The following is a 20548-nucleotide window of genomic DNA, read 5'->3' as shown; positions in this document are numbered from 1 at the left end:
CCCCATGGCCGATCTGTTCGGAACCGCTGAACCGCAAAAGGCGCCGCCGGGCCGGCCATTGGCCGACCGGCTGCGGCCGCGATCGCTTGCCGAAGTCGTCGGTCAGGAACAGCTGACCGGGCCCGACGGCGCCCTCTCGCGCATGATCGCCTCCGGCACGCTGGGCTCGATGATCTTCTGGGGCCCGCCCGGCACCGGCAAGACCACGGTGGCGAGGCTCCTGGCCGGCGAGACCAGCCTTGCCTTCGAACAGATATCGGCGATCTTCTCCGGCGTAGCCGACCTGAAGAAGGTGTTCGAGACGGCGCGCCTGCGCCGCACCAATGGCCGCCAGACTTTGCTGTTCGTCGACGAGATCCATCGTTTCAACCGCGCCCAGCAGGACAGTTTCCTGCCGGTGATGGAAGACGGCACCGTCATTCTGGTCGGCGCCACCACGGAAAACCCGTCCTTCGAGCTCAACGCCGCTCTGTTGTCGCGTTCGCGCGTGCTGGTGTTCCAGTCACTTGGCGAAGACAGCATCGCCAGGCTGCTCGACCGCGCCGAGCAGACGGAAGGCAAGCCGCTGCCGCTGGATGAGGAGGCGAGGGCGACCCTGGTGCGCATGGCCGACGGTGACGGCCGCGCCGCGCTGACGCTCGCCGAGGAAGTCTGGCGGGCCGCGAAGCCGGGCGAAATCTTCGATCCCACCGGCCTGCAGGAGGTGGTGCAGCGCCGCGCGCCCATCTACGACAAGGGACAGGACGGCCACTACAATCTGATCTCTGCCCTGCACAAATCCGTGCGCGGCTCCGATCCCGACGCCGCGCTCTATTATCTGGCGCGCATGTTCGACGCCGGCGAGGACCCGCTCTATCTCGGCCGTCGGCTGGTGCGCATGGCGGTGGAAGACATCGGCCTGGCCGACCCGCAGGCGCTGGTCGTCGCCAATGCCGCCAAGGATGCCTACGATTATCTCGGCTCGCCCGAGGGTGAACTGGCGTTTGCGCAGGCCTGCGTCTATCTGGCCACCGCGCCGAAATCGAACGCCGTCTACAACGCCTTCAAGGCGGCGACCCGCGCCGCCAAGGAGAACGGCTCGCTGTTACCGCCTAAGCATATCCTCAACGCGCCGACCAAGCTGATGAAGGAAGAGAGTTACGGCGCCGGCTATCGTTACGACCACGACGAGCCGGACGCCTTTTCCGGCCAGGATTATTTCCCCGAAAAGATGGGCCGCCAGACCTTCTACGACCCGCCCGAACGCGGCTTCGAGCGCGAGATCAGGAAACGGCTGGAATACTGGTCGAAGCTGAGGAAGGAGCGCGGCGGCTAGGGCCGGTTTCTCGGCATCAGCCCATATTGCTGGTGTCTTCCAAAATAATGACCTTTTTACTCCGCTTTATGTCCTCGTTCACAGGAACTGACCCGGCGTCCGTCTTGTGCGCAATCGTGAATAAGCTTATGCAGCCGACACTGGGGTAAATGCGTCGCTGCCGAGGGCGCGGCGAACTCTCAAAAAGGGTGGCGCCCGGCGCCAGGCTCGATATGACCAAAGATCAACGCAAGGCAATCCGCAAAGCCGCCATCGCCGTGGTGATTTTGGGGGTCGGCTTCTATTTCATTCCCATCATCACGCTGATCTGGCTCGTCTGCGGCCTTATCGACGTGCTGCGCAACAAGAAGAAAGACCAGCGGCTGTTCAGCCTCTATTTCACCGGCAACGGCATGTTCACCTGGCTGCTGTCGCCGTTCAACCTGCTGGTCGACCTGATTTCCTACAAGAACTGGGGCGTGTGGAAGCTGGAGCAGTTTCCGGCCGATTATCAGCGCGAAGTCAACGAGGTGCTCGACGTTTTCAAGGAGCGCCGCAACGAGATCATCGCTGACATCGACGCCAATTTCGGCACCGGCCGGCGCGGCATGTATGTCTACCAGTGGTACGGCAAGCACAAGATCGACAACGTTCCGGAGTTCAACAAGGACTTCAAATATGTGAAGACCATCGCCGTTTCGGTGTTCTCGGGACGGGAATCGACCTCCTGGCATTTCGGGCCGCTGCGGCTCTCCTTGCGCGTGCTGTACAACCTGATCCCGGTCAACGCCGAGATCTTCGTCGAATGCCAGGATGCCAGGAACTACTGGCACGACAATCCGATGTACATCTTCGACGACACGCTGCTGCACCGCTCGGTCAACGAGTATGACGGCCGCCGCTACTGCGTGTTCATGGACGTCATCCGCCCGTCCCCGGTGCCGGGCGTGGTTGCGGCGCTGCTGAAGATTGTTTCGATGAGCGTCGAGCGCATCAACTCCATGTTCTACAAGAACTGGAAGATGATCTCGTCCAACAAGGGCAAGAAGGCCGAGGCGTAAATCGCGACCGGCGACACGGAAGAGGGCGATGCTTCATCTTCTCCTCGTGGCGGTTGGCGGCGCGATCGGCGCCGGCATCCGCCATCTCTTCAATCTTGGCGCGCTCAGGCTTGTCGGCCCCAATTTTCCCTGGGGCACGATGGTCATCAACATCATCGGCTCCTTCGTCATGGGGGCCTTCATCGCCACGCTGTCGCGCCGCTACGGCGGCGCTTCCTCGGAATTGCGCCTGTTCGTCGCCACCGGCATCCTCGGCGGCTTCACCACCTTCTCCGCCTTTTCGCTGGATTTCGCCACGCTGTGGGAGCGCGGTGCGGCGTTGACGGCGCTGGGTTATGCGCTGGCCAGTGTCGTTGGCGCGATTCTGGCGCTGTTCCTCGGGCTTTGGCTCGTAAGAACGCTGCCTTAGAGCGCCGCGCGTCCAATTGGACGCGCAAAGGACGCTCTAACATGTTGAATCTGCTGCATCGGCCCGAAAATCGATTCCGATTTTCGGGCCGATGCAGTAGTGCTATTGGCGCGCTTCGAAGAATAAAGGCGGACCCATGGCAGGCGTCGAACAGATCACGGTGGAAGCCGGCGAAACAGGCATGCGCCTCGATCGCTGGTTCAAGAGCCACTATCCCGGATTGAGCTTTGTGCAGTTGCAAAAGCTGCTGCGCTCCGGCCAGGTGCGCGTCAACGGCGCCCGCGCCAAGACCGACACCCGCGTCGAGCCGGGGCAGGTGATCCGCATTCCGCCGCTGGATGTCGACAAGAAGGGTGGCGCCGACCAGCTCACCGGCTACTCGATCCGCAATCAGGACGATGCGGACGTACTCAAGAAAATGCTGCTGCACGAAGACGACAAGGTCTTCGTCTTCAACAAGCCGGCGGGTCTTGCCGTGCAGGGCGGTTCCGGCGTGACCCGCAATGTCGACGACATGCTGGAGGCCTGGCGCAACAAGAAGGGCGAGAAGCCGCGCCTGGTGCATCGGCTGGACCGTGATACGTCCGGCGTACTGGTCATTGCGCGCACGCGGCTCGCTGCCATGAAGCTGTCGGAAGCTTTTCGCGCCCGCGAGACCAAGAAGACCTATTGGGCGCTGGTGAAGGGCGTGCCGCCGAAGCGCGAGGACAAGATCTCGACCTGGCTGGTCAAGGAACCGACACCCGACGGCGACCGTGTCCGCGTCGCCAAGCATGGCGAGAAGGGCGCCGACCACGCGGTCTCTTATTACCGGGTGGTCGAGCAGGCGGCGCAATCATTGTCCTGGCTTGAGATGGAGCCTTACACCGGCCGCACCCATCAGCTGCGCGTGCACGCCGCCCATATCGGCTGTCCCATCATCGGCGATCCGAAATATTTCGAAGCCGATACCAATTGGGATTTCCCAGGCGGCATGCAAAACCGCCTGCATCTGCACGCCCGCCGCATCGTCATCCCGCATCCCGACAAGGGCTTCGTCGACGTGACCGCGCCGATGCCGCCGCATATGCGCCAGAGCTGGAACCTGCTCGGCTTTGACGAGGCAAGCGCCGAGGACTAACCGTAGGGCGGTGAACCACCGCTCCGCTTGCCTTGGATCATGCCGCGAGCACCCACGTCCTGTAGGGAACTGGCTGATTGAAGCCGGCGCGGAGGATGGGAATGAGCACTGCGAGCCATAGTCTGGACCGCCGCGACGCCATCGACACCGCCGCGGTGGTTTTCATGCTGGCGCTGACCTTCTCCTGGGGGCTGAACGGCGTCGCTGCCAAGCTCACCAACACCGGCTACAACCCGATCTTCCTGAACGTGGCGCGCTCGGCGATTGCCTGCGTGCTGGTTTTCCTGTGGTGCCGCTTCCGTGGCATCCGGCTGTTCGAGAAGGACGGCACGTTGTGGGGCGGCATCCTGGCCGGCCTGCTGTTCGGCGCCGAGTTCTGCCTCGTTTTCGTGGCGCTGGAATACACGACGGTGGCGCGGAACTCCTTGCTGGTCAACACAATGCCGTTCTGGGTGCTGGTCGGCGCGCATTTCTGGCTGGGCGAGCGCATGACCCTGCAGAAATTGCTCGGCCTCGCGCTGGCCTTCTGCGGGGTGGTGGTGATCTTTTCCGACCGGCTGGGCGCCGCCGGCCCTTCGACCATGACCGGCGATCTGCTCAGCCTCGCGGCGGGGCTGTTCTGGGCACTGACCACGCTGGTTATCAAGCGCTCGAAGCTGCAGACGGCCGGCGCCGAGAAGGTTCTGCTCTATCAGCTCGTGGTTTCCGCGTTGATGGCGATCCCGCTGGTGCCGCTGGCCGGCCCGGCGCTGCGCGACGTGACGCCGCTGGCCACCGGCGCGCTGCTGTTCCAGGCCGTTTATGTCGTTGCCATCACCTATATCGTCTGGTTCTGGCTGATGCGGCGTTATCCAGCGGCGGGGCTGTCGAGTTTCACCTTCCTGTCGCCTGCATTCAGTGTCATATGCGGCTGGCTGATCCTCGGCGAACCGCTGACCTGGAAGATCTTTCTGGCGCTCGGCCTGATCGGCGCGGGACTGAGCATCGTCAACCGGCCAAGGCGGCTGAAGACGACGTAGAAGATGGATAGGCAATGCGCGACATTCTGAGCGATCTCGAGGCTGGCAAACAGCTTTCCGACCCGGACCCGGTGCGCCGCGCCCAGATCCAGATGAAGACGCCGCTGCCGAAGCGCTTCTACACCGCCGCCTCGGTCGTGCCGGTCGAGAATGCATTCGCCGTCCATCTCGACGGCAAGTCGGTGCGCACGCCAGGCAAGGCATTGCTGGCGCTGCCGACCGAAAAGGCGGCGGCACTCGTTGCGGCGGAGTTCGAGGCACAGGCCGAGACGATCGATCCGGTGACGATGCCGGTGCTGCGGCTGGTCAACACCGCCATCGACGGCGTTGCCTCCGACCCGCAGGCGGTGCTGGAAGATGTTCTGCGCTTCGCCTCGTCCGATCTGCTGTGCTACCGCGCCGACAGCCCGCAGGGCCTGGTCGACCGCCAGAACGTGCATTGGGACCCGGTGATCGACTGGGCGCGTTCATCGCTCGGCGCCCGCTTCGAACTGGCCGAAGGCGTCATCCATGTCGAACAGCCGCGGGAATCGATCGCTGTCCTCGGTGCCCATCTTGCCCGCCGCAACGACCCGTTCCGGCTGGCAGCTATCCACGTCATGACCTCGATCACCGGATCGGCGCTGCTGGCGCTGGCGGTCGATGCCGGCGAATTGACCGGCGAGACGGCATGGACGGCAGGCCACGTCGACGAGGACTGGCAGATCGAGCATTGGGGCCAGGATTCGGAAGCGGTCGCGCGCCGCGCCTTCCGCCATCGCGACATGATGGCGGCGGTGGCCTTGCTTGAAGCGCTGGGCGGATAGCACGTTCCGCCTGTTCCTTGCGGGGCAGGGCAGCGCCAGCCGCGCATATTAGACCAAAGTCATAATCCCAATTGCTCGGTCCTCAGGACAGGCGCTTTCTGTCAGATTCCGTGCCGATAGCCGGTTTGAGTCCGTATCCGGAGGAGGGTGCGGGCGTCGATCCCCCGGCATCGAGGGCATTTGGGAGGAACACTCATGGCAATGGCACAGACCGCCGGCAGGACAGGCCGCGGCATGACGCGGGAGGAGAAGAAGGTCATCTTCGCCTCGTCGCTCGGCACCGTCTTCGAATGGTACGATTTCTATCTCTACGGATCGCTGGCCGCCTTCATCGGCGCCACCTTCTTCACGCAATATCCGGAAGCGACCCGCAACATCTTCGCGCTGCTGGCGTTTGCCGCCGGCTTCCTGGTGCGCCCGTTCGGCGCGCTGGTCTTCGGCCGCATCGGCGACCTCGTCGGCCGCAAATACACCTTCCTGGTCACCATCCTCATCATGGGCCTGTCGACTTTCCTGGTCGGTATTCTCCCTGGAGCGGCAACATGGGGCATCGCGGCGCCTGTCATCCTGATCGCACTGCGCATGCTGCAAGGCCTGGCGCTCGGCGGTGAATATGGCGGTGCCGCGACTTATGTCGCCGAGCACGCGCCCGACGATCGTCGTGGCTACTACACCTCGTGGATCCAGACCACGGCGACGCTTGGCCTGTTCCTGTCGCTGATCGTCATCCTGATCGTGCAGAGCTGGCTCGGCAAGGAAGCCTTCGCCGCTTGGGGCTGGCGCGTTCCGTTCATCCTGTCCTTCGTCCTGCTCGGCATTTCGGTGTGGATCCGGCTTTCGCTGTCGGAATCGCCGACCTTCCAGCGCATGAAGGAAGAGGGCAAGGGCTCCAAGGCGCCGCTGTCGGAAGCCTTCGGCCAGTGGAAGAACGCCAAGATCGCGCTTCTCGCTTTGTTCGGCCTCACCGCCGGCCAGGCCGTTGTCTGGTATTCCGGCCAGTTCTACGCACTGTTCTTCCTGCAGAACGTGCTCAAGGTCGACGCCTACTCGGTCAACATCATGATCGCTATCGCGCTGGCGCTGGGCTCCATCTTCTTCGTCGTGTTCGGCTGGCTGTCCGACAAGATCGGCCGCAAGCCGATCATCATGGCTGGCCTGGCGCTCGCCATCGTCACCTACTTCCCGCTGTTCAAGGCGTTGACCTGGGCCGCCAATCCGGCGCTGGCCACCGCACAGCAGAACACACGGGCGACGGTGACCGCCGCTCCGGGCGACTGCAAGTTCCAGTTCAACCCGGTGGGCACGGCAAAGTTCACGACATCCTGCGACATCGCAACCTCGTTCCTTACCAAGAACTCGGTTCCGTATGACGTCGTGACCACGGCCGCACCGGGCACCGCGGCCACGGTCAAGATCGGCAAGGAGACGGTCGAATCCTACGACGCCGTCGCCGCCGGCGATCAGGCCAAGGCCAAGGACGGCGCCTTCTCGAAGGCGGTGAACATCGCCCTGCACGACGGCGGCTATCCGCTGGTGCGTGCCGCCGCCAAGGTGGCGGACCAGAAGCTGGACGCCTTCGTGACGGCCAATCCGGAGCTGAAGCTCGACGCTGCCGCCATTCGCGGCGGCGAGAAGACCGCCGTTCCGGCCGCCCAGGCGGTGAAGGACAAGCTGATCACGCAGGAAGAGGCCGGCAGTGCCGCTGACGTCACCGTCTACAGCGTTCCTGCCGCCGGCGCCTTCTCGATGGTGGCTGACCCCGCAGCCGTGAACTGGCCGATGGTCATCGGCATCCTGTTCATCCTCGTCCTCTATGTGACGATGGTGTACGGGCCGATCGCGGCGATCCTGGTCGAGATGTTCCCGACCCGCATCCGCTACACCGGCATGTCGCTGCCTTATCACATCGGCAATGGCTGGTTCGGCGGTCTGCTTCCGGCAACCGTGTTCGCGCTCAGTGCGGCCAAGGGCGATATCTATTACGGCCTCTGGTACCCGATCGTGTTCGCGGCCATGTCGCTCATCATCGGCACGCTCTTCGTCAAGGATACGCTGGGCACCGATCTGAACGCCAAGGATTGAGCATTCGCTTCGTCAAAAGAAAGCCCGGCGCGGGAAACCGCGCCGGGCTTTCTGCTTGAATCGGACTGTCAGCCTGCTTGCCTATGAGGCTGAAATCACGGACTTCTTACGCGATGAGATCGCGCACCATCGGTATGACCTTCGAGCCGTAAAGTTCGATGGAGTGCATCATCTTCTCGTGCGGCAGCGGGCCGGACGAATATTTCATCTGGAAGCGCGAAGCCCCCAGTCCCTTCACGGTCGCCGCTATCTTGCGCGCCACCGTTTCGGGCGAGCCGACATAAAGCGAACCGAGATCGGCCTCCGAATTGAAGGAGGCCCGTGAGGTCGGCGGCCAGCCGCGTTCGCCGCCGATGCGGTCGTGCATCTTCTTGTAATGCGGCCAAAGCTCCTCGCGCGCCTGTTCGTCGGTATCGGCGACATAGCCCGGCGAATGCACGCCGATTGGCTGCTTTGCGCCGCCAAGCTGGTCGAGCGCCTGGTGATAGAGATCGACATAAGGCCGGAAGCGCTGCGGGTTGCCGCCGATGATGGCCAGCATCAAGGGCAGGTTGTAACGCGCTGCACGCACGACGGATTCCGGGCTGCCGCCGACGCCGATCCATGTCTTCAGCGTGCCGGTCTCGATCGGCGGATAGACGGACTGGTCCTTGAGCGGCGGCCGGATCGAACCCTGCCAGCTGACCGGCTCGCCCTTCAGGAGCGCCGCGAACAGGTCGAGCTTTTCGGTGAACAGCGTTTCATAGTCGCTGAGCTGGAAACCGAACAGCGGGAAGGATTCGGTGAAGGAGCCACGCCCGAGGATGACTTCGGCGCGGCCGTTGGACAGCGCATCCACGGTGGAAAACCGCTGGAAGACCCGGATCGGATCATCGGAACTCAGCACCGTCACCGCCGAGCCCAGCTTGATGCGGTTCGTGCGCGTGGCGATGCCGGCCAATACGGTCTCGGGCGTGGAAACGGCGAAGTCGTTGCGGTGGTGCTCGCCGACGCCGATGAAATCGATGCCGAGCTGATCGGCCAGCACGGCCTCATCGACGACATTGCGGATGACCTCGGCCTGCGGCAGCAGAGCGCCGTCGTCGTCAGCGGTGACGTCGCCAAACGTATCCAGCCCGAATTCGACGGTGTTCGACATGGAAACCTCTATTTCTGGTTGCCGGATAGGGGATCCGGTGGAGGGCGGGTGATGTTCGCTTCGGCAAGACGCACCATCGGCGCGGAGCGGCGAACGATCAATTCAAAGGTTCAGATAGGCGAGTGGAGGGAATATGCCCACTTGCGGCGCCGAGTACGGACCGTTCACCCTTGGTTGACGACAGCGCCGCCACGCTTGCCGCGAACTCCGCCCGTATCCAGTCCGCGAAGATGCGGGCCGGTTCGCTGAGCTTCGACAGATTGCGGGCGACGAGGAAATAACCGCCGGAATTGAGTTCGGTGGCGAATGGCCTGATCAGCGTGCCGGCGGCCAGTTCGTCCTGCATGTAGAGAAGGTCGACCAAAGCGACGCCATGGCCGAGCAAGGCCGCCTGCTTGGACAGCGCCATGTCGGCATACATCGGACCCGGAGCCCGCACGTCTGCCTCCTCTTCGCCGGCCAGGCGAAACCAGTTCTTCCAGTGTTCGCGGCTTTCCTCGTGCAAAAGCGTGAAGCGGCGCAGGTCGCCCGGCTTTTCGATCGGCGCACCGTTTGCCAGCAGAACCGGCGCCACCACCGGCGTCTCATAGGCGTAGGCGAGGCGTTCCGCTTCGCTGTTTGCCCAACTGGTGTTGTGGAAGGAGAACCGCAACGCCAGCTCGGCCTGCTCGGCGCGGAATTCGATCAGCCGAGGGTCGACGTCCAGCACCACATCGATGTCCGGATTGGCGCGCCGGAAGCGGTCCAGCCGCGGGATCAGCCAGCAGGAGGCCAGCGAGGCGTCGGAGCTCACCCTGGCCGTCTTGGTCTGGCAGCGTGCGGCGATATCGGCCAGCATTCTCTCGATGCCGTCGAAACTGGCGGTCAACTGCGTGAGCAGGGCCTTGCCCGTCTCGGTCAGCACCACCTTGCGGTGCAGGCGCTCGAACAGCGGGGTCGACAGCGTGGTTTCCAGTTCGCGGATTTGGCGGCTGATTGCCGCCTGCGAAACGTGCAGTTCCTCGGCGGCGCGGCTGAAGCTCGTGTGACGGCCGGCGACCTCGAAGGATCGCAGGGCGGTGAGGGGCAGGCGGCTGCGCTTCATTCGCATAACCTCAGGTTATTCGAAGGCAGAAATATACTCGTTTGAACATAAGCGCCAGCAGGCGTTGATTCCGGTCATGAAACCGATTTGCCAGACCGGAGTGATTGTGATGTCACAGATCATCCAGGCGCTTCTCGATGCGCTGACGCTCGCCACTTTTCAGAACTTGAAGCACCGGCCGGACGACAAGGACACCTATGTGCGCAGGCGTCCGCAGCGCCACGACAGGCTGTAGGCGCATGATTGGCCGGCATGGCGGCGATAGAGCTATCCGTTGTCCGACGACCGATCGCCGATCCAGTATCTGGGGCCGGGGCCGAGGGCTCCGGCCTTGTCATGCGGGTTCACCAGCCGGCATCGTTCGAGTGAGAGACAGCCGCAACTGATGCATTCGGCGAGACCGGTCTTCAGCCGCTGCAACTCGGCGATGCGCTCGTCGATCCGCGCCGACCACGGGCCGGATAACAGTGACCAGTCGCCTCCCTTCGGCACATGGTCGGTCGGCAGCTTGTCCAGTTCGTCATGGATTTCCGCCAGCGACATACCGAGCCGCTGCGCGAAGACGATGAAGGCGAGGCGGCGCAAGGTGGCGCGCGTGAAGCGGCGGTGGCCCTTGCCGATGCGTTCGGAGGCGATCAGGCCGCGCTCCTCGTAATAACGAAGCGCCGATGCCGCCACGCCGCTGCGGCGCGACAACTGGTTGATGGTGAGTGTCGGTTCCATCCCAACTTTGTCCCACATTTTTCGCTTGACCTCAAGTTGACTTGAACTTGTAGCACGTCGATCGAGCCGCAAATGATCGATTTAACGGCGCCGCAAGAAGGAAAACTCCCGTGGACAAGCAGGTTCCCAACACGCCCGACATCCAGAAATTCGTCGCCGATCGGGCGCGGGACTGGATGGAATGGTCCGGCACGAAGCTGGTCGACGTGCTCAACGAGGACGATGTGCCGCTCTCCAAGCTTGGCGCGATCGGCTTCGTGCGGGCACCCAAGGGCGCAACCAGCGACTTCGAGTTCGCATATGACGAGGTGCTGATCGTCACCAGAGGCCGCTGCACCGTCGCCAGCCGCGGCGAATGGCAGACTGCAGGCCCGGGCGAAGTGCTTTATCTGCCCGCCGGCACGCCCGGCTCGTTCAACGCCATCGAGGATGTGGAACTGGTCTATGTCGCCTCGTCACCCTATGGCGAGGTCAATCGGCCATCAAGGCGGTGCTGCTCGAGGCGGCTCGACCCGAGGCTGCTCAGTGAGTGCGGAGTTAGCCATGTCGCGACGCATCGTGCAGATCTCGTCCTTCGATATCCTGCCGGGCAAGCTCGAGCAGTTCAAGGACGCTATTCGCAAGGCGGTCGCCTTCGCCGAGGCGAACGGACCGCAACTCGTCGTCGAGACCTTTGTCGATGACGAGGCCATGCGCGCCCACAGCTTGCAGATCATGCCGAGTTCGGAAGCCATCCTGGAGCATTGGCGCATAGCCGATCCGCACATCCGCGATGTCATGGAAAGCTGCGTCATGCGCCGGCTCGACGTCTATGGCCAGCCGAGCGAGGAGGTGATACTCGGCCTGCTGTCCTTGATCGAACAAGGCGTGCCGGTCACCATCACGCCAGGTTTTGTCGGGTTCCGGCGCGGTTGATACCGGTGTAGCCGTTGCGAAACGCGCTGCGTCGGGCCATCTACAGCGGATGATTGGGCGAGCGCGATACCGGCGATGAACAACGACGCTGACGGGCATGGCCGCGAATGCGGGCATCAGCACGGCGAGGTTGGTGCGTCCACACCACGCGGCCGCAACTGGGCCGGGCCCTGGCGCCGGACGCCGGGCAGGCTGGCGGGCACCGCCCTGGTGCGGTTCTACCAACTGACCTTGTCCGGTTTCGTCGGCAATTCATGCCGGCACATGCCGACCTGTTCGGAATACGCCTATGAGGCGATCGCCCGCCATGGCCTGTGGGCCGGCGGCTGGATGGGGCTGTTCAGGGTCATGCGCTGCGGCCCCGGCGGCACGCATGGCATCGACAACGTGCCGGTCAAGCTCGCGCCGGATCTCCACTGGTGGGCGTTCTGGCGCTTTTGGCGTGTCGGCAAGCGGCACGCCGGCGAGCAGGGCTGAAGCGTCCCTGCGACAGCAGGGGCCATTTCATTGCCGCAAGCGCCAATCGCCAACACTCCGGCTTTACGACGCCGCTATCTGCCCCTAAAAGACCGCTCGCCGCCGGACGTTTCCGGCAATCAACCACCCGCGTTCGTTTGCGGGACTGGATAGGAGAAGAACGTTGCTGAATTCCGTTTCCCTGACATTTCCTGATGGTTCCGTCCGCGAATACGACGCGGCGATGACCGGTGCAGGCCTGGCCGAGTCGATCTCGAAGTCGCTCGCCAAGAAGGCCGTGGCCTACAGCGTCGATGGCCAGTTGTGTGATCTTTCCGATCCGCTCGGCAAGTCCGGCAAGGTCGAGATCGTCACCCGCGACGACCCGCGCGCGCTGGAATTGATCCGCCACGACACCGCCCATGTGCTGGCAGAGGCCGTGCAGGAATTGTGGCCGGGCACCCAGGTCACCATCGGTCCCGTCATCGACAACGGCTTCTACTACGATTTCGCGCGCAACGAGCCCTTCACGCCTGAGGACTTTCCGACGATCGAGAAGAAGATGCGCGAGATCATCGCGCGCAACAGGCCCTTCACCAAGGAAGTCTGGTCGCGCGACCGTGCCAAGAAGGTATTCCGCGACAAGGGCGAGAGCTACAAGCTCGAGCTGATCGATGCGATCCCCGAGGACCAGGACCTCAAGATTTATGCCCAGGGCGAGTGGTTTGACCTGTGCCGCGGTCCACATATGGCCTCGACCGGCCAGATCGGCAGCGCCTTCAAGCTGATGAAGGTTGCCGGCGCTTATTGGCGCGGCGACGCCAACAACCCGATGCTGACGCGCATCTACGGCACCGCCTGGGCAGACCAGGCGCAGCTCGACGCCTACATCCACATGCTGGAGGAGGCGGAAAAGCGCGACCATCGCAAGCTCGGTCGCGAGATGGACCTGTTCCATTTCCAGGAGGAAGGCCCCGGCGTCGTCTTCTGGCACGCCAAGGGCTGGAAGATGTTCCAGAACCTGGTTTCTTACATGCGCCGTCGGCTGGGCGAACAGGGCTATCAGGAAGTCAACGCTCCGCAGGTGCTCGACAAGAGCCTGTGGGAGACTTCCGGGCACTGGGGTTGGTATCGCGATGCCATGTTCAAGGTGACGGTGGCCGGCGACGACACCGACGACGACCGTGTTTTCGCGCTGAAGCCGATGAACTGCCCGGGTCACGTGCAGATTTTCAAGCACGGGCTGAAATCCTACCGCGATCTGCCTGTAAAGCTTGCTGAATTCGGCAATGTGCATCGCTACGAGCCGTCGGGCGCACTGCACGGGCTGATGCGCGTGCGCGGCTTCACGCAGGACGACGCCCATATCTTCTGCACCGAGGAGCAACTCGCCGCCGAGTGCCTGCGCATCAACGACCTGATCCTGTCGACCTATGCCGATTTCGGCTTCGATGAGATCAGCGTGAAGCTGTCGACCCGTCCCGACAAGCGGGTCGGTTCCGACGAGGCGTGGGATCACGCCGAGGAGATCATGTCGAAGGTGCTGGCGACGATCCAGCAGCGATCCGGCAATCGCATCAAGACGTCGATCAATCCGGGCGAGGGCGCGTTCTACGGGCCGAAGTTCGAATATGTGTTGAAGGACGCGATCGGCCGCGAATGGCAGTGCGGCACCACGCAGGTCGACTTCAACCTGCCGGAGCGCTTCGGCGCTTTCTACATCGGCTCGGACTCCGAGAAGAAGCAGCCGGTCATGGTGCATCGCGCCATCTGCGGCTCGATGGAACGCTTCCTCGGCATCCTGATCGAGAACTATTCGGGCCATTTCCCGCTCTGGTTCGCGCCGTTGCAGGTGGTGGTGGCGACGATCACCTCCGAAGCCGATGCCTATGCCGAAAAGGTGGTGGAACGGCTCAAGGCGGCCGGGCTGTCGGCCGAGGCCGATCTGCGCAACGAGAAGATCAACTACAAGGTTCGCGAGCATTCGCTGGCCAAGGTTCCGGTCATTCTCGTCTGCGGCAAGCGCGAGGCGGAAGAAGAGACCGTCAACGTGCGCCGCCTGGGCTCACGCGACCAGCAGTCGCTGACGCTGGCCGAGGCGGTGACCGCGCTAGCGGACGAGGCGACGCCTCCCGACCTGAAACGCAAGAAGCTCGCCTGACTCAATAGCTTCCAGCGAACGGCGGTGGGGATCCACCGCCGTTTTCACATCGGCGTCACGCAAGACGATTAAATGACAGGCCTATGATGAAGTTCAGATCGCGCGAAAGACCCTTTCCGGAACTGTCTTACGCCAATGCCGGACAGCCGGTTTTCACGCGCTGGTTCATCCGCTCGGTCGAAGGCCTGTCGGGGCGCGATCGTTTCGCAGCACTCTACGATCTTTGGCGCCGCAACATCGTGCCGACCGGAGACCGCGTCTTCGGCCGAATGCTCGACCTGATCGACGTGGGCATGCGCTGCGCCGACCAATGGCCACCGGTCGACCTTCCCGATGCTCCATTGGTTATCGTCGCCAACCACCCCTACGGCATCGGCGACGGCATTGCTGTCCTGTCGCTGGCCGAGAAGCTCGGACGGCCATTTCGCGTCATGATCCACAAGGATCTGTTGCGGATCCGCGAAATGGAGCCTTATTCGCTCCCCGTCGATTTTTCGGAGACCAAGGAGGCGGTGAAAGCCAACATGGCCGTGCGCCACGAAGCGATGCGGCTCCTGAAGGAAGGGGTGACCATCGTCATCTTCCCGGCTGGCGGCGTCGCGACTGCTCCCAAAGGATTTGGCCGCGCTCAGGACCTGCCGTGGAAGATGTTTCCGGCACGGCTCGTGCAAGAAGCCAAGGCGGCGGTCATTCCGATGCATTTTTCCGGGCAGAACGGGCGGCTTTTTCATCTCGTCAGCCGGCCGATGAACCTGGCCGAGCGCGAGGGGCGGTTGGCGCGTCTCGTCGGAAAGGCTTCTCTGACGCTCAGGATATCGCTGCTGATCCGCGAATTCGCGCGCCTGTCGGGTCGCGCGATCGAGGTTCGTATCGGCAAGACGTTGCCGCCCGAGGAATTCGAGCCGCTGCGCGATCGCAAGATCCTGCTGGCCAGGCTCCATCGCGCGGTCTTCGATCTGGCACCTTCGCAGCCGGAGCGACGCGCCAAGTTCCTGCCGCGCCGGTTCCGTCGCGCGGCAGCCTGAGGTCACGCTGAAATCACGATTGCCGGGATCAGTCGGCGCCTTCGGCAGGGTCGACGGCCGACGCCTCCGACGCCACGACCTCGACTTCGCCGTTCTTGCCGGCGTCGACGGTGAGGTCTTTCTGGTAGATGCGGTCGCGGTTCTTGGCGATGATGGTGTAGTTGCCTTCGGCCAGCACCATGGGTGCGAAGGCGCCGACGGCTTCCTTGATCGAATCGCCCGATTCGTTGAGCACCGACCATGACGTGTCGGCCAGCGCCTCGCCGCCGGGCTCACGCACCAGCTTCAAGGTGATCTCGGCCGCCCGGTGTTCGACCGTGGCTTCCGTCAGCTTGCCCGCCTCGACCCGGATGTCGGAGCGGATGACGGCATTGATCGAACCATAGTTGGAAACGACGTGGTAGACGCCGGCATTGAGCCGCACCACCGAATTCGGCTGCACGTTGCGGATGATCAGCGCCTTCTCGTCGTCCTTGCCCGAGCGGCTCTCATAGATCGAGAAGCGCAGCTTGTCGGAAGGGATACGGATGCCGCCGGCAAGCGTGGCATCGAGTTTGAGCCCGCCGGCATCGAGCACGAGGTTTTCGCGTTTGGGTTCGCGCCCGACCGTGATGCGCTTGGTGGCGCCGGCGCGGCCGTAGGAAGCGTGCACCAGATAGCTGCCGGGTTCCAGTTGGAAGGCCGCCGTCCCACCACGCGCAGAGGCGACCAGCGGCAGCTTGCCGTCAGTGCCGGGCTCGGGCTTGAAGACGCGCCAGACCAGGCCGCGCGTGATGTCTTCGCCCTTGTCGGTCAGTTGCGCGCTGAGCTGGATATCGCCTTCGCCGCGCGCAAGTTGGCCCTCGCCACGCGGTGCCGCATAGGTCGACATGCCGGGCAATTTGAGCTTGTCGAGCGCGTCGGCGTCCTTGGCATGGGCGGTCGCCGCCAGCGCCACGCAAAGCGTGGCCCCCAGCGCGGTCGGCAAAAGACGACGAAGCCCGAAGAACATGCCTTGCGTTGAAGCCCAAGGCGGTGGCAATTTCAAGGCTGAAGAGTCTCCGGTCGACCGGATATCGCTCTTTTGCGGCGCCGCCGGCGCCGTCGCCAAAGCTGCCGATATGCCGATCGCGCGCTTCAGCCCACAACCGAATCCAGGAGCACAGCGCCCGTGAAGCAGCCGATCCTCGACTACCTGTTGACCAGAAACTCCGCTCCCATCCCTGAACTGAAGGCGCCGGCGCCCTCGGATGCCGAAATCGCCACCATCATCGCCGCCGCCTCTCGCGTCCCGGACCATGGCAAACTGGAGCCGTGGCGCTTCATCCTCTATCGCGGTGAAACCAGGGTCGAGGTTGGCAAGCAGCTTGCCGCGCTGGCGGAAAGCCGGGAAGGGCCATTGAGCGATGTGCGGCGCGATCAGGAGCTCGCGCGGTTCTCGCGCGCGCCGCTGGTGATCGGCATCGTCTCCGTGCCCAAGGCGCACCCCAAGATCCCGGAATGGGAAAAATTCCTGTCCGGCGGCATGGCCGCGATGAACCTGATGATGGCCGCCAATGCGCTCGGCTACGGCACCAACATGATCAGCAACTGGTATTCCGATGTCCCCGAGGGCCGGGCGCTGCTCGGTCTGGCGCCCGACGAGCGGGTCATCGGCTTCGTGCATATCGGTACCTTCGCCGGCACCGCGCCGGAGCGCCCGCGACCCGATCCGGCCAAGCTCTATGCGGATTACGCCGGTCCGTGGAAGCCGACCGCCGGCTGATGCCGGGGAGGGGCGTCGCTAGACCGCGACGCCAGCGGCTTTGGCCCGCGCCAGCAGGCGTTCGGCCAGCCGCAGATGCGGCCGGTCGTACATCTTGCCGTCGATGCCGACCACGCCTGGATCGCCGGCCGCGGCAAAGGCGGCGACGATCGCCGCGGACCGTTCGACCGCCTCGCGCGACGGGGTGAAGGCCTTGTTGATGACCGGCACCTGGGCGGGATGGATGGCCATCTTGGCTGTGAAGCCGTCACGTTCGGCTTCCACGCATTCGGCCTCGAACGCGGCCATGTCGCTGAAATTGGGAAACACCGTGTCCACGGCGGCCACTTCGGCTGAGGATGCCGCCAAAAGCGTCAGCGCGCGCGCCAGCCGGAAGACATCGGTGTAGTGGCCGTTGCCGTCGCGCGCCTGGCGGGCGCCGATCGCCGCCGAAAGGTCTTCCGCGCCCCAGGTCAGCCCGGACAGCCGGCTGCCGGTGCCGGCATAGGTCGACGCGGCAAGCACGCCCGCGGCCGTCTCGGTGATGATTGGCAGGATGCGGATGGCCCCGTCGGGCAGGCCGAAGCGCGCTTCATGGACGCGCAGCTTGGCCGACAAGTGCTGGACATCCTGCCCGCTATTCGATTTCGGCAACATAATGCCGTCGGGCTGCGCGCCGACCAGCGCCGCCAGGTCGTCGTCGATCAGTCCCGACGTCAGATCGTTGACCCGTACATAGATGGCCGCTTTCGTAGCAGCGCGATGCTCGGCGATGAAGCTTGAGGCTACCGCGCGCGCCGCGGCCTTGTTCTGCGGCGCCACCGAATCCTCGAGATCGACGATGACGACGTCCGCTTGAGATGCGAATCCCTTCTCCAGCTTGCGCTCGGAATCGCCTGGAACGAACAGCAGGGAGCGCATTCAGGCCGGCCTTTTCAGCATCATCGCCTGCCGGATGCATTTGGCGACCAGCACATTGCTCTGGTTGTAGGCGCGGTGCTCGAACTCGACGATGCCGCGATCGGGCTTCGATTTCGATTCGCGAACCGAGACCACCGTCGTTTCGACGCGGATCGTGTCGCCGTGAAAGACGGGATGCGGAAAGATGGTTTCCTTCATGCCGAGATTGGCCACCGTGGTGCCGACGGTAAGGTCGTTGACGGCAATCCCGATCATCAGGCCGAGCGTGAACAGCGAGTTGACCAGCGGCCGGCCCCATTCGGTCTTGGACGCGAAGTCGAAGTCGATGTGCAACGGCTGCGGATTGAGCGTCATCACCGAAAACAGCATGTTGTCGCTTTCGGTCACGGTCTTGCGCAGCGTGTGCTGGAAAACCCGGTCGACGGTGAATTCCTCCAGATAGAGCCCGGCCATGTCGATCCTCCGTTTCCTGCTTGATAGGCTTAGCCAACAGCCCCCGCAAGCTGGTTAAGAATTATGGTGAACGCTTCGTAAACCATTTCTGCCTAACGTCTTTTCAGGGTTGCCGGATGGGGTCCGGTGCGAGTGCAAGTGGGTGGATATGGTTGTTTCTCATTTCCTCAAATGGGTTGCCACGGCGAAGGTCTCCGAGCGCGCCGCGGCCGCGAGTGCGCTGGCCCGTGCCTATGTCAACCGCGACCTGCCGTTCGAGGATCGTTGCGCCGCCGAGGCGGCACTGACATTCCTGCTCGACGATGCCTCGTCCAAGGTGCGGGCCGCGATGGCCGAGGCGCTGTCGATGAGCCATCATGCGCCGATCCAGATCATCGCGGCACTGGCCTCCGACCAGCCCGAAGTGGCCGCGGTGGTTCTGGCCCGCTCGCCATTGCTGACCGACGCCGACCTGATCGATCGTGTCGCCGCCGGCCAGAAGGCGACGCAGAAGCTCATTGCCGACCGGCCCTCCGTCTCCATGACCGTTGCTGCCGCGATCGCCGAGATCGGCGAAGCCGAGGCGTGCTTGACGCTTCTTGCGAACCACGGCGCCGTTATCGCCTCGATGAGCTACAGGCGCATCGCCGAGCGGCACGGCCATCTGCCGGCGCTTCGCGAGGCGCTGATCGCCCACGAGACCTTGCCCGCGGACTGCCGCCACATGCTGCTCGTCAAGCTGGGCGAGGCGCTCCGGGGGGCTCCGCTGGTGCTTGCCTTGATGGGAACGGCGCGGGCCGAACGCGTCATGCGCGATGCCTGCATCAAGGCCTCCGTCACCCTTATTGACGGCACCCAGGCAGTCGAACACCGCGCATTGGTCGAGCATCTGCGGCTGCGAGGCGATTTGACGGCCTCATTCATCATTCGCACCGTCGCTCACGGCAAGGTCGACTTCTTCGGCGCCGCGCTGGTGGCGCTCACCGGACAATCGGAGCAGCGGGTGAGCGCGCTTCTGGCCGGCGGCAACGACGTTGCGCTGCTAGCGCTGTTTGCGTCCGCCGGTCTTTCCAAGGCAACGCATGGCATCATCCTGCAGGCACTCAAGATCTGGCGCGAGGTTGCCAATGGCAAGCGCGTCGCCGGCGTACAGGAAGTCAGCTGGCTGATGCTGAAGGAGTTGGGTGGGCAGGGCGCCGAGGGCGACTTGGCCGCGCTGGTGAAGTCGATCCACCTCGATGCGCTGCGTCAGAACGCGCGCGGTCATGCATTGGCCATCGCCGCCGCCTAATCTTGGCTGACAGGCATCGGCTATGGATGACGCGGGACCATGCATCGACCGAATTGGATTTTTGTCACTGCAACGCTGATCCTGTGCTCTGGAACGGCAAGCTCGGCGGAAGAACTGTCCGGAGCCGCTCAGGCATTCAAGCCGCTTCCCTCCGACGCCATGGCAGACTACCAGCTTGGCGGAGCCTATGACCCTCCCGCCGGGACAAATGTCGTCGTGCGCGACAGCACCGCTACGCCGGCCCGAGGTCTGTACAACATATGCTATGTCAATGGTTTCCAGACACAGCCCGGTGTCGCGTGGCCGCTCGACCTTCTGGTCAAGAACAGCAAGGGTAAACCGCTTGTCGATCCGGAATGGCCGGATGAACATCTTCTCGACATCTCTTCGGAGAAGCGCCGAGCCGCTATCCTGGAGCGCCTTGCCGTCACCATTTCCGGTTGCGCGCGCGCAGGGTTCAATGCCGTCGAGTTCGACAATCTGGATTCCTTCACAAGGTCGAACGGTGCGCTCAAACACGAAGATGCGGTCGCATTCGCAACATTGCTGGTGAGTGCCGCTCATGGGCACGGACTGGCGGCTGGACAAAAGAATGCACCACAGCTTTCCGACCGGGAGCGGAAGCAGATAGGGTTCGATTTCTCGGTTTCCGAGGAATGCCACCGCTACGACGAATGCGCCGGGTACACACGATATTACGGCGAGCAGGTCATCAACATTGAATATGTCGATGATCTTCGCGGGCGTTTTGCCGACATCTGCGCGGCCCCGACCACGCCACGCGATACCGTTCTTCGCGATCGCGAACTCAAACCCGCACAGCGCAAGGGTTACCGTTACGATCACTGCGTCAAGCATCGGCCTGCCCGGCAATAGCCGGTGCTGGAA

21 protein-coding genes and 1 pseudogene are annotated in these 20548 nt (G+C 63.5%); 16 read left to right on the top strand and 6 right to left on the bottom strand.

Annotated features, from left to right (window positions below):
* Nucleotides 1–4: 4 nt before the first annotated feature.
* The 7 genes from FZF13_RS25205 (at nt 5) to FZF13_RS25175 (ending at nt 7791) form a co-directional block, all read left to right on the top strand.
* Nucleotides 5–1315: a replication-associated recombination protein A gene (locus tag FZF13_RS25205; protein WP_024924788.1), complete on the top strand. Its 1311-nt coding sequence runs from the start codon at nt 5–7 to the stop codon at nt 1313–1315.
* A 212-nt stretch (nt 1316–1527) separates the two neighbouring features.
* Nucleotides 1528–2355 (top strand): aspartyl/asparaginyl beta-hydroxylase domain-containing protein, encoded by an 828-nt coding sequence (locus FZF13_RS25200; protein WP_024924789.1) that lies wholly within the window; start codon nt 1528–1530, stop codon nt 2353–2355.
* 28 nt (nt 2356–2383) lie between these two features.
* On the top strand, nt 2384–2764 hold the full coding sequence (gene crcB, locus FZF13_RS25195) for a fluoride efflux transporter CrcB (protein WP_024924790.1): 381 nt from the start codon (nt 2384–2386) through the stop codon (nt 2762–2764).
* Between the two features lie 136 nt (nt 2765–2900).
* Nucleotides 2901–3884 (top strand): RluA family pseudouridine synthase, encoded by a 984-nt coding sequence (locus FZF13_RS25190; RefSeq protein WP_024924791.1) that lies wholly within the window; start codon nt 2901–2903, stop codon nt 3882–3884.
* Between the two features lie 101 nt (nt 3885–3985).
* Complete coding sequence (locus FZF13_RS25185; RefSeq protein ID WP_024924792.1) at nt 3986–4903, top strand: DMT family transporter; 918 nt, start codon at nt 3986–3988, stop codon at nt 4901–4903.
* A 14-nt stretch (nt 4904–4917) separates the two neighbouring features.
* On the top strand, nt 4918–5709 hold the full coding sequence (locus tag FZF13_RS25180) for an ATP12 family chaperone protein (protein ID WP_024924793.1): 792 nt from the start codon (nt 4918–4920) through the stop codon (nt 5707–5709).
* A 195-nt stretch (nt 5710–5904) separates the two neighbouring features.
* Entirely contained in the window at nt 5905–7791 is a 1887-nt protein-coding gene (locus FZF13_RS25175; protein ID WP_024924794.1) for an MFS transporter, read from the top strand.
* Between the two features lie 106 nt (nt 7792–7897).
* Here FZF13_RS25175 and FZF13_RS25170 read toward each other — a convergent pair whose 3' ends face one another.
* The gene (locus tag FZF13_RS25170; protein ID WP_024924795.1) at nt 7898–8929 is read right to left on the bottom strand and encodes an LLM class flavin-dependent oxidoreductase; all 1032 of its coding nucleotides are present in this window, start codon (nt 8927–8929) and stop codon (nt 7898–7900) included.
* A gap of 97 nt (nt 8930–9026) precedes the next feature.
* Nucleotides 9027–10013, bottom strand: coding sequence for a LysR substrate-binding domain-containing protein (locus FZF13_RS25165; protein ID WP_024924796.1), 987 nt, complete (start codon nt 10011–10013; stop codon nt 9027–9029).
* A gap of 109 nt (nt 10014–10122) precedes the next feature.
* Between FZF13_RS25165 and FZF13_RS29485 the strand changes: the two genes are divergently transcribed.
* Complete coding sequence (locus FZF13_RS29485; RefSeq protein WP_275040852.1) at nt 10123–10248, top strand: hypothetical protein; 126 nt, start codon at nt 10123–10125, stop codon at nt 10246–10248.
* Nucleotides 10249–10280: 32 nt separating this feature from the next.
* On the opposite strand, the gene soxR is transcribed toward FZF13_RS29485, so the two are convergent.
* Complete coding sequence (soxR, locus tag FZF13_RS25160; RefSeq protein WP_024924797.1) at nt 10281–10736, bottom strand: redox-sensitive transcriptional activator SoxR; 456 nt, start codon at nt 10734–10736, stop codon at nt 10281–10283.
* Nucleotides 10737–10912: 176 nt separating this feature from the next.
* Between soxR and FZF13_RS29615 the strand changes: the two are divergent.
* From FZF13_RS29615 to FZF13_RS25140, 5 genes and pseudogenes are all read left to right on the top strand, one after another.
* Nucleotides 10913–11128, top strand: a pseudogene (locus FZF13_RS29615) (hypothetical protein); the annotation flags it as partial.
* A 151-nt stretch (nt 11129–11279) separates the two neighbouring features.
* Nucleotides 11280–11651: a hypothetical protein gene (locus tag FZF13_RS29380; RefSeq protein WP_024924798.1), complete on the top strand. Its 372-nt coding sequence runs from the start codon at nt 11280–11282 to the stop codon at nt 11649–11651.
* Nucleotides 11652–11726: 75 nt separating this feature from the next.
* Nucleotides 11727–12128 carry a membrane protein insertion efficiency factor YidD gene (gene yidD, locus FZF13_RS25150; RefSeq protein ID WP_024924799.1) on the top strand — a complete coding sequence of 134 codons (402 nt, stop codon included), beginning with the start codon at nt 11727–11729 and terminating at the stop codon, nt 12126–12128.
* Between the two features lie 163 nt (nt 12129–12291).
* Nucleotides 12292–14268, top strand: coding sequence for a threonine--tRNA ligase (thrS, locus tag FZF13_RS25145; RefSeq protein ID WP_024924800.1), 1977 nt, complete (start codon nt 12292–12294; stop codon nt 14266–14268).
* Between the two features lie 83 nt (nt 14269–14351).
* Nucleotides 14352–15293 carry a lysophospholipid acyltransferase family protein gene (locus FZF13_RS25140; protein ID WP_024924801.1) on the top strand — a complete coding sequence of 314 codons (942 nt, stop codon included), beginning with the start codon at nt 14352–14354 and terminating at the stop codon, nt 15291–15293.
* Nucleotides 15294–15321: 28 nt separating this feature from the next.
* Here FZF13_RS25140 and FZF13_RS25135 read toward each other — a convergent pair whose 3' ends face one another.
* Complete coding sequence (locus FZF13_RS25135; RefSeq protein WP_024924802.1) at nt 15322–16284, bottom strand: hypothetical protein; 963 nt, start codon at nt 16282–16284, stop codon at nt 15322–15324.
* A 159-nt stretch (nt 16285–16443) separates the two neighbouring features.
* Between FZF13_RS25135 and FZF13_RS25130 the strand changes: the two genes are divergently transcribed.
* Entirely contained in the window at nt 16444–17037 is a 594-nt protein-coding gene (locus tag FZF13_RS25130) for a nitroreductase family protein (RefSeq protein ID WP_024924803.1), read from the top strand.
* 18 nt (nt 17038–17055) lie between these two features.
* Here FZF13_RS25130 and FZF13_RS25125 read toward each other — a convergent pair whose 3' ends face one another.
* Together FZF13_RS25125 and FZF13_RS25120 are read right to left on the bottom strand one after the other, a co-directional pair.
* The gene (locus FZF13_RS25125; RefSeq protein ID WP_024924804.1) at nt 17056–17937 is read right to left on the bottom strand and encodes an HpcH/HpaI aldolase/citrate lyase family protein; all 882 of its coding nucleotides are present in this window, start codon (nt 17935–17937) and stop codon (nt 17056–17058) included.
* The gene (locus tag FZF13_RS25120; protein WP_024924805.1) at nt 17938–18390 is read right to left on the bottom strand and encodes a MaoC family dehydratase; all 453 of its coding nucleotides are present in this window, start codon (nt 18388–18390) and stop codon (nt 17938–17940) included.
* Nucleotides 18391–18538: 148 nt separating this feature from the next.
* On the opposite strand from FZF13_RS25120, the gene FZF13_RS25115 reads away from it, so the two are divergent.
* Both FZF13_RS25115 and FZF13_RS25110 read left to right on the top strand, forming a co-directional pair.
* Complete coding sequence (locus FZF13_RS25115; protein WP_024924806.1) at nt 18539–19660, top strand: DUF2336 domain-containing protein; 1122 nt, start codon at nt 18539–18541, stop codon at nt 19658–19660.
* A gap of 216 nt (nt 19661–19876) precedes the next feature.
* Nucleotides 19877–20536 carry an endo alpha-1,4 polygalactosaminidase gene (locus FZF13_RS25110; RefSeq protein WP_244437862.1) on the top strand — a complete coding sequence of 220 codons (660 nt, stop codon included), beginning with the start codon at nt 19877–19879 and terminating at the stop codon, nt 20534–20536.
* Nucleotides 20537–20548: the final 12 nt, after the last annotated feature.

Origin of the sequence: Mesorhizobium terrae (assembly GCF_008727715.1) — a bacterium.
Taxonomy (GTDB): Bacteria; Pseudomonadota; Alphaproteobacteria; order Rhizobiales; family Rhizobiaceae; genus Mesorhizobium; species Mesorhizobium terrae.
The sequence above is the reverse complement of the archived record's forward strand: the minus strand, read 5'-3'. Positions and strand labels throughout refer to the sequence as shown.

Coding starts and splice junctions, on each gene's coding strand:
- FZF13_RS25205 (WP_024924788.1), top strand. CDS start 5: ATGGCCGATCTGTTCGGAACCGCTGAACCGCAAAAGGCGCCGCCGGGC.
- FZF13_RS25200 (WP_024924789.1), top strand. CDS start 1,528: ATGACCAAAGATCAACGCAAGGCAATCCGCAAAGCCGCCATCGCCGTG.
- crcB (WP_024924790.1), top strand. CDS start 2,384: ATGCTTCATCTTCTCCTCGTGGCGGTTGGCGGCGCGATCGGCGCCGGC.
- FZF13_RS25190 (WP_024924791.1), top strand. CDS start 2,901: ATGGCAGGCGTCGAACAGATCACGGTGGAAGCCGGCGAAACAGGCATG.
- FZF13_RS25185 (WP_024924792.1), top strand. CDS start 3,986: ATGAGCACTGCGAGCCATAGTCTGGACCGCCGCGACGCCATCGACACC.
- FZF13_RS25180 (WP_024924793.1), top strand. CDS start 4,918: ATGCGCGACATTCTGAGCGATCTCGAGGCTGGCAAACAGCTTTCCGAC.
- FZF13_RS25175 (WP_024924794.1), top strand. CDS start 5,905: ATGGCAATGGCACAGACCGCCGGCAGGACAGGCCGCGGCATGACGCGG.
- FZF13_RS25170 (WP_024924795.1), bottom strand. CDS start 8,929: ATGTCGAACACCGTCGAATTCGGGCTGGATACGTTTGGCGACGTCACC.
- FZF13_RS25165 (WP_024924796.1), bottom strand. CDS start 10,013: ATGAAGCGCAGCCGCCTGCCCCTCACCGCCCTGCGATCCTTCGAGGTC.
- FZF13_RS29485 (WP_275040852.1), top strand. CDS start 10,123: ATGTCACAGATCATCCAGGCGCTTCTCGATGCGCTGACGCTCGCCACT.
- soxR (WP_024924797.1), bottom strand. CDS start 10,736: ATGGAACCGACACTCACCATCAACCAGTTGTCGCGCCGCAGCGGCGTG.
- FZF13_RS29380 (WP_024924798.1), top strand. CDS start 11,280: ATGTCGCGACGCATCGTGCAGATCTCGTCCTTCGATATCCTGCCGGGC.
- yidD (WP_024924799.1), top strand. CDS start 11,727: ATGAACAACGACGCTGACGGGCATGGCCGCGAATGCGGGCATCAGCAC.
- FZF13_RS25140 (WP_024924801.1), top strand. CDS start 14,352: ATGATGAAGTTCAGATCGCGCGAAAGACCCTTTCCGGAACTGTCTTAC.
- FZF13_RS25135 (WP_024924802.1), bottom strand. CDS start 16,284: ATGTTCTTCGGGCTTCGTCGTCTTTTGCCGACCGCGCTGGGGGCCACG.
- FZF13_RS25125 (WP_024924804.1), bottom strand. CDS start 17,937: ATGCGCTCCCTGCTGTTCGTTCCAGGCGATTCCGAGCGCAAGCTGGAG.
- FZF13_RS25120 (WP_024924805.1), bottom strand. CDS start 18,390: ATGGCCGGGCTCTATCTGGAGGAATTCACCGTCGACCGGGTTTTCCAG.
- FZF13_RS25115 (WP_024924806.1), top strand. CDS start 18,539: ATGGTTGTTTCTCATTTCCTCAAATGGGTTGCCACGGCGAAGGTCTCC.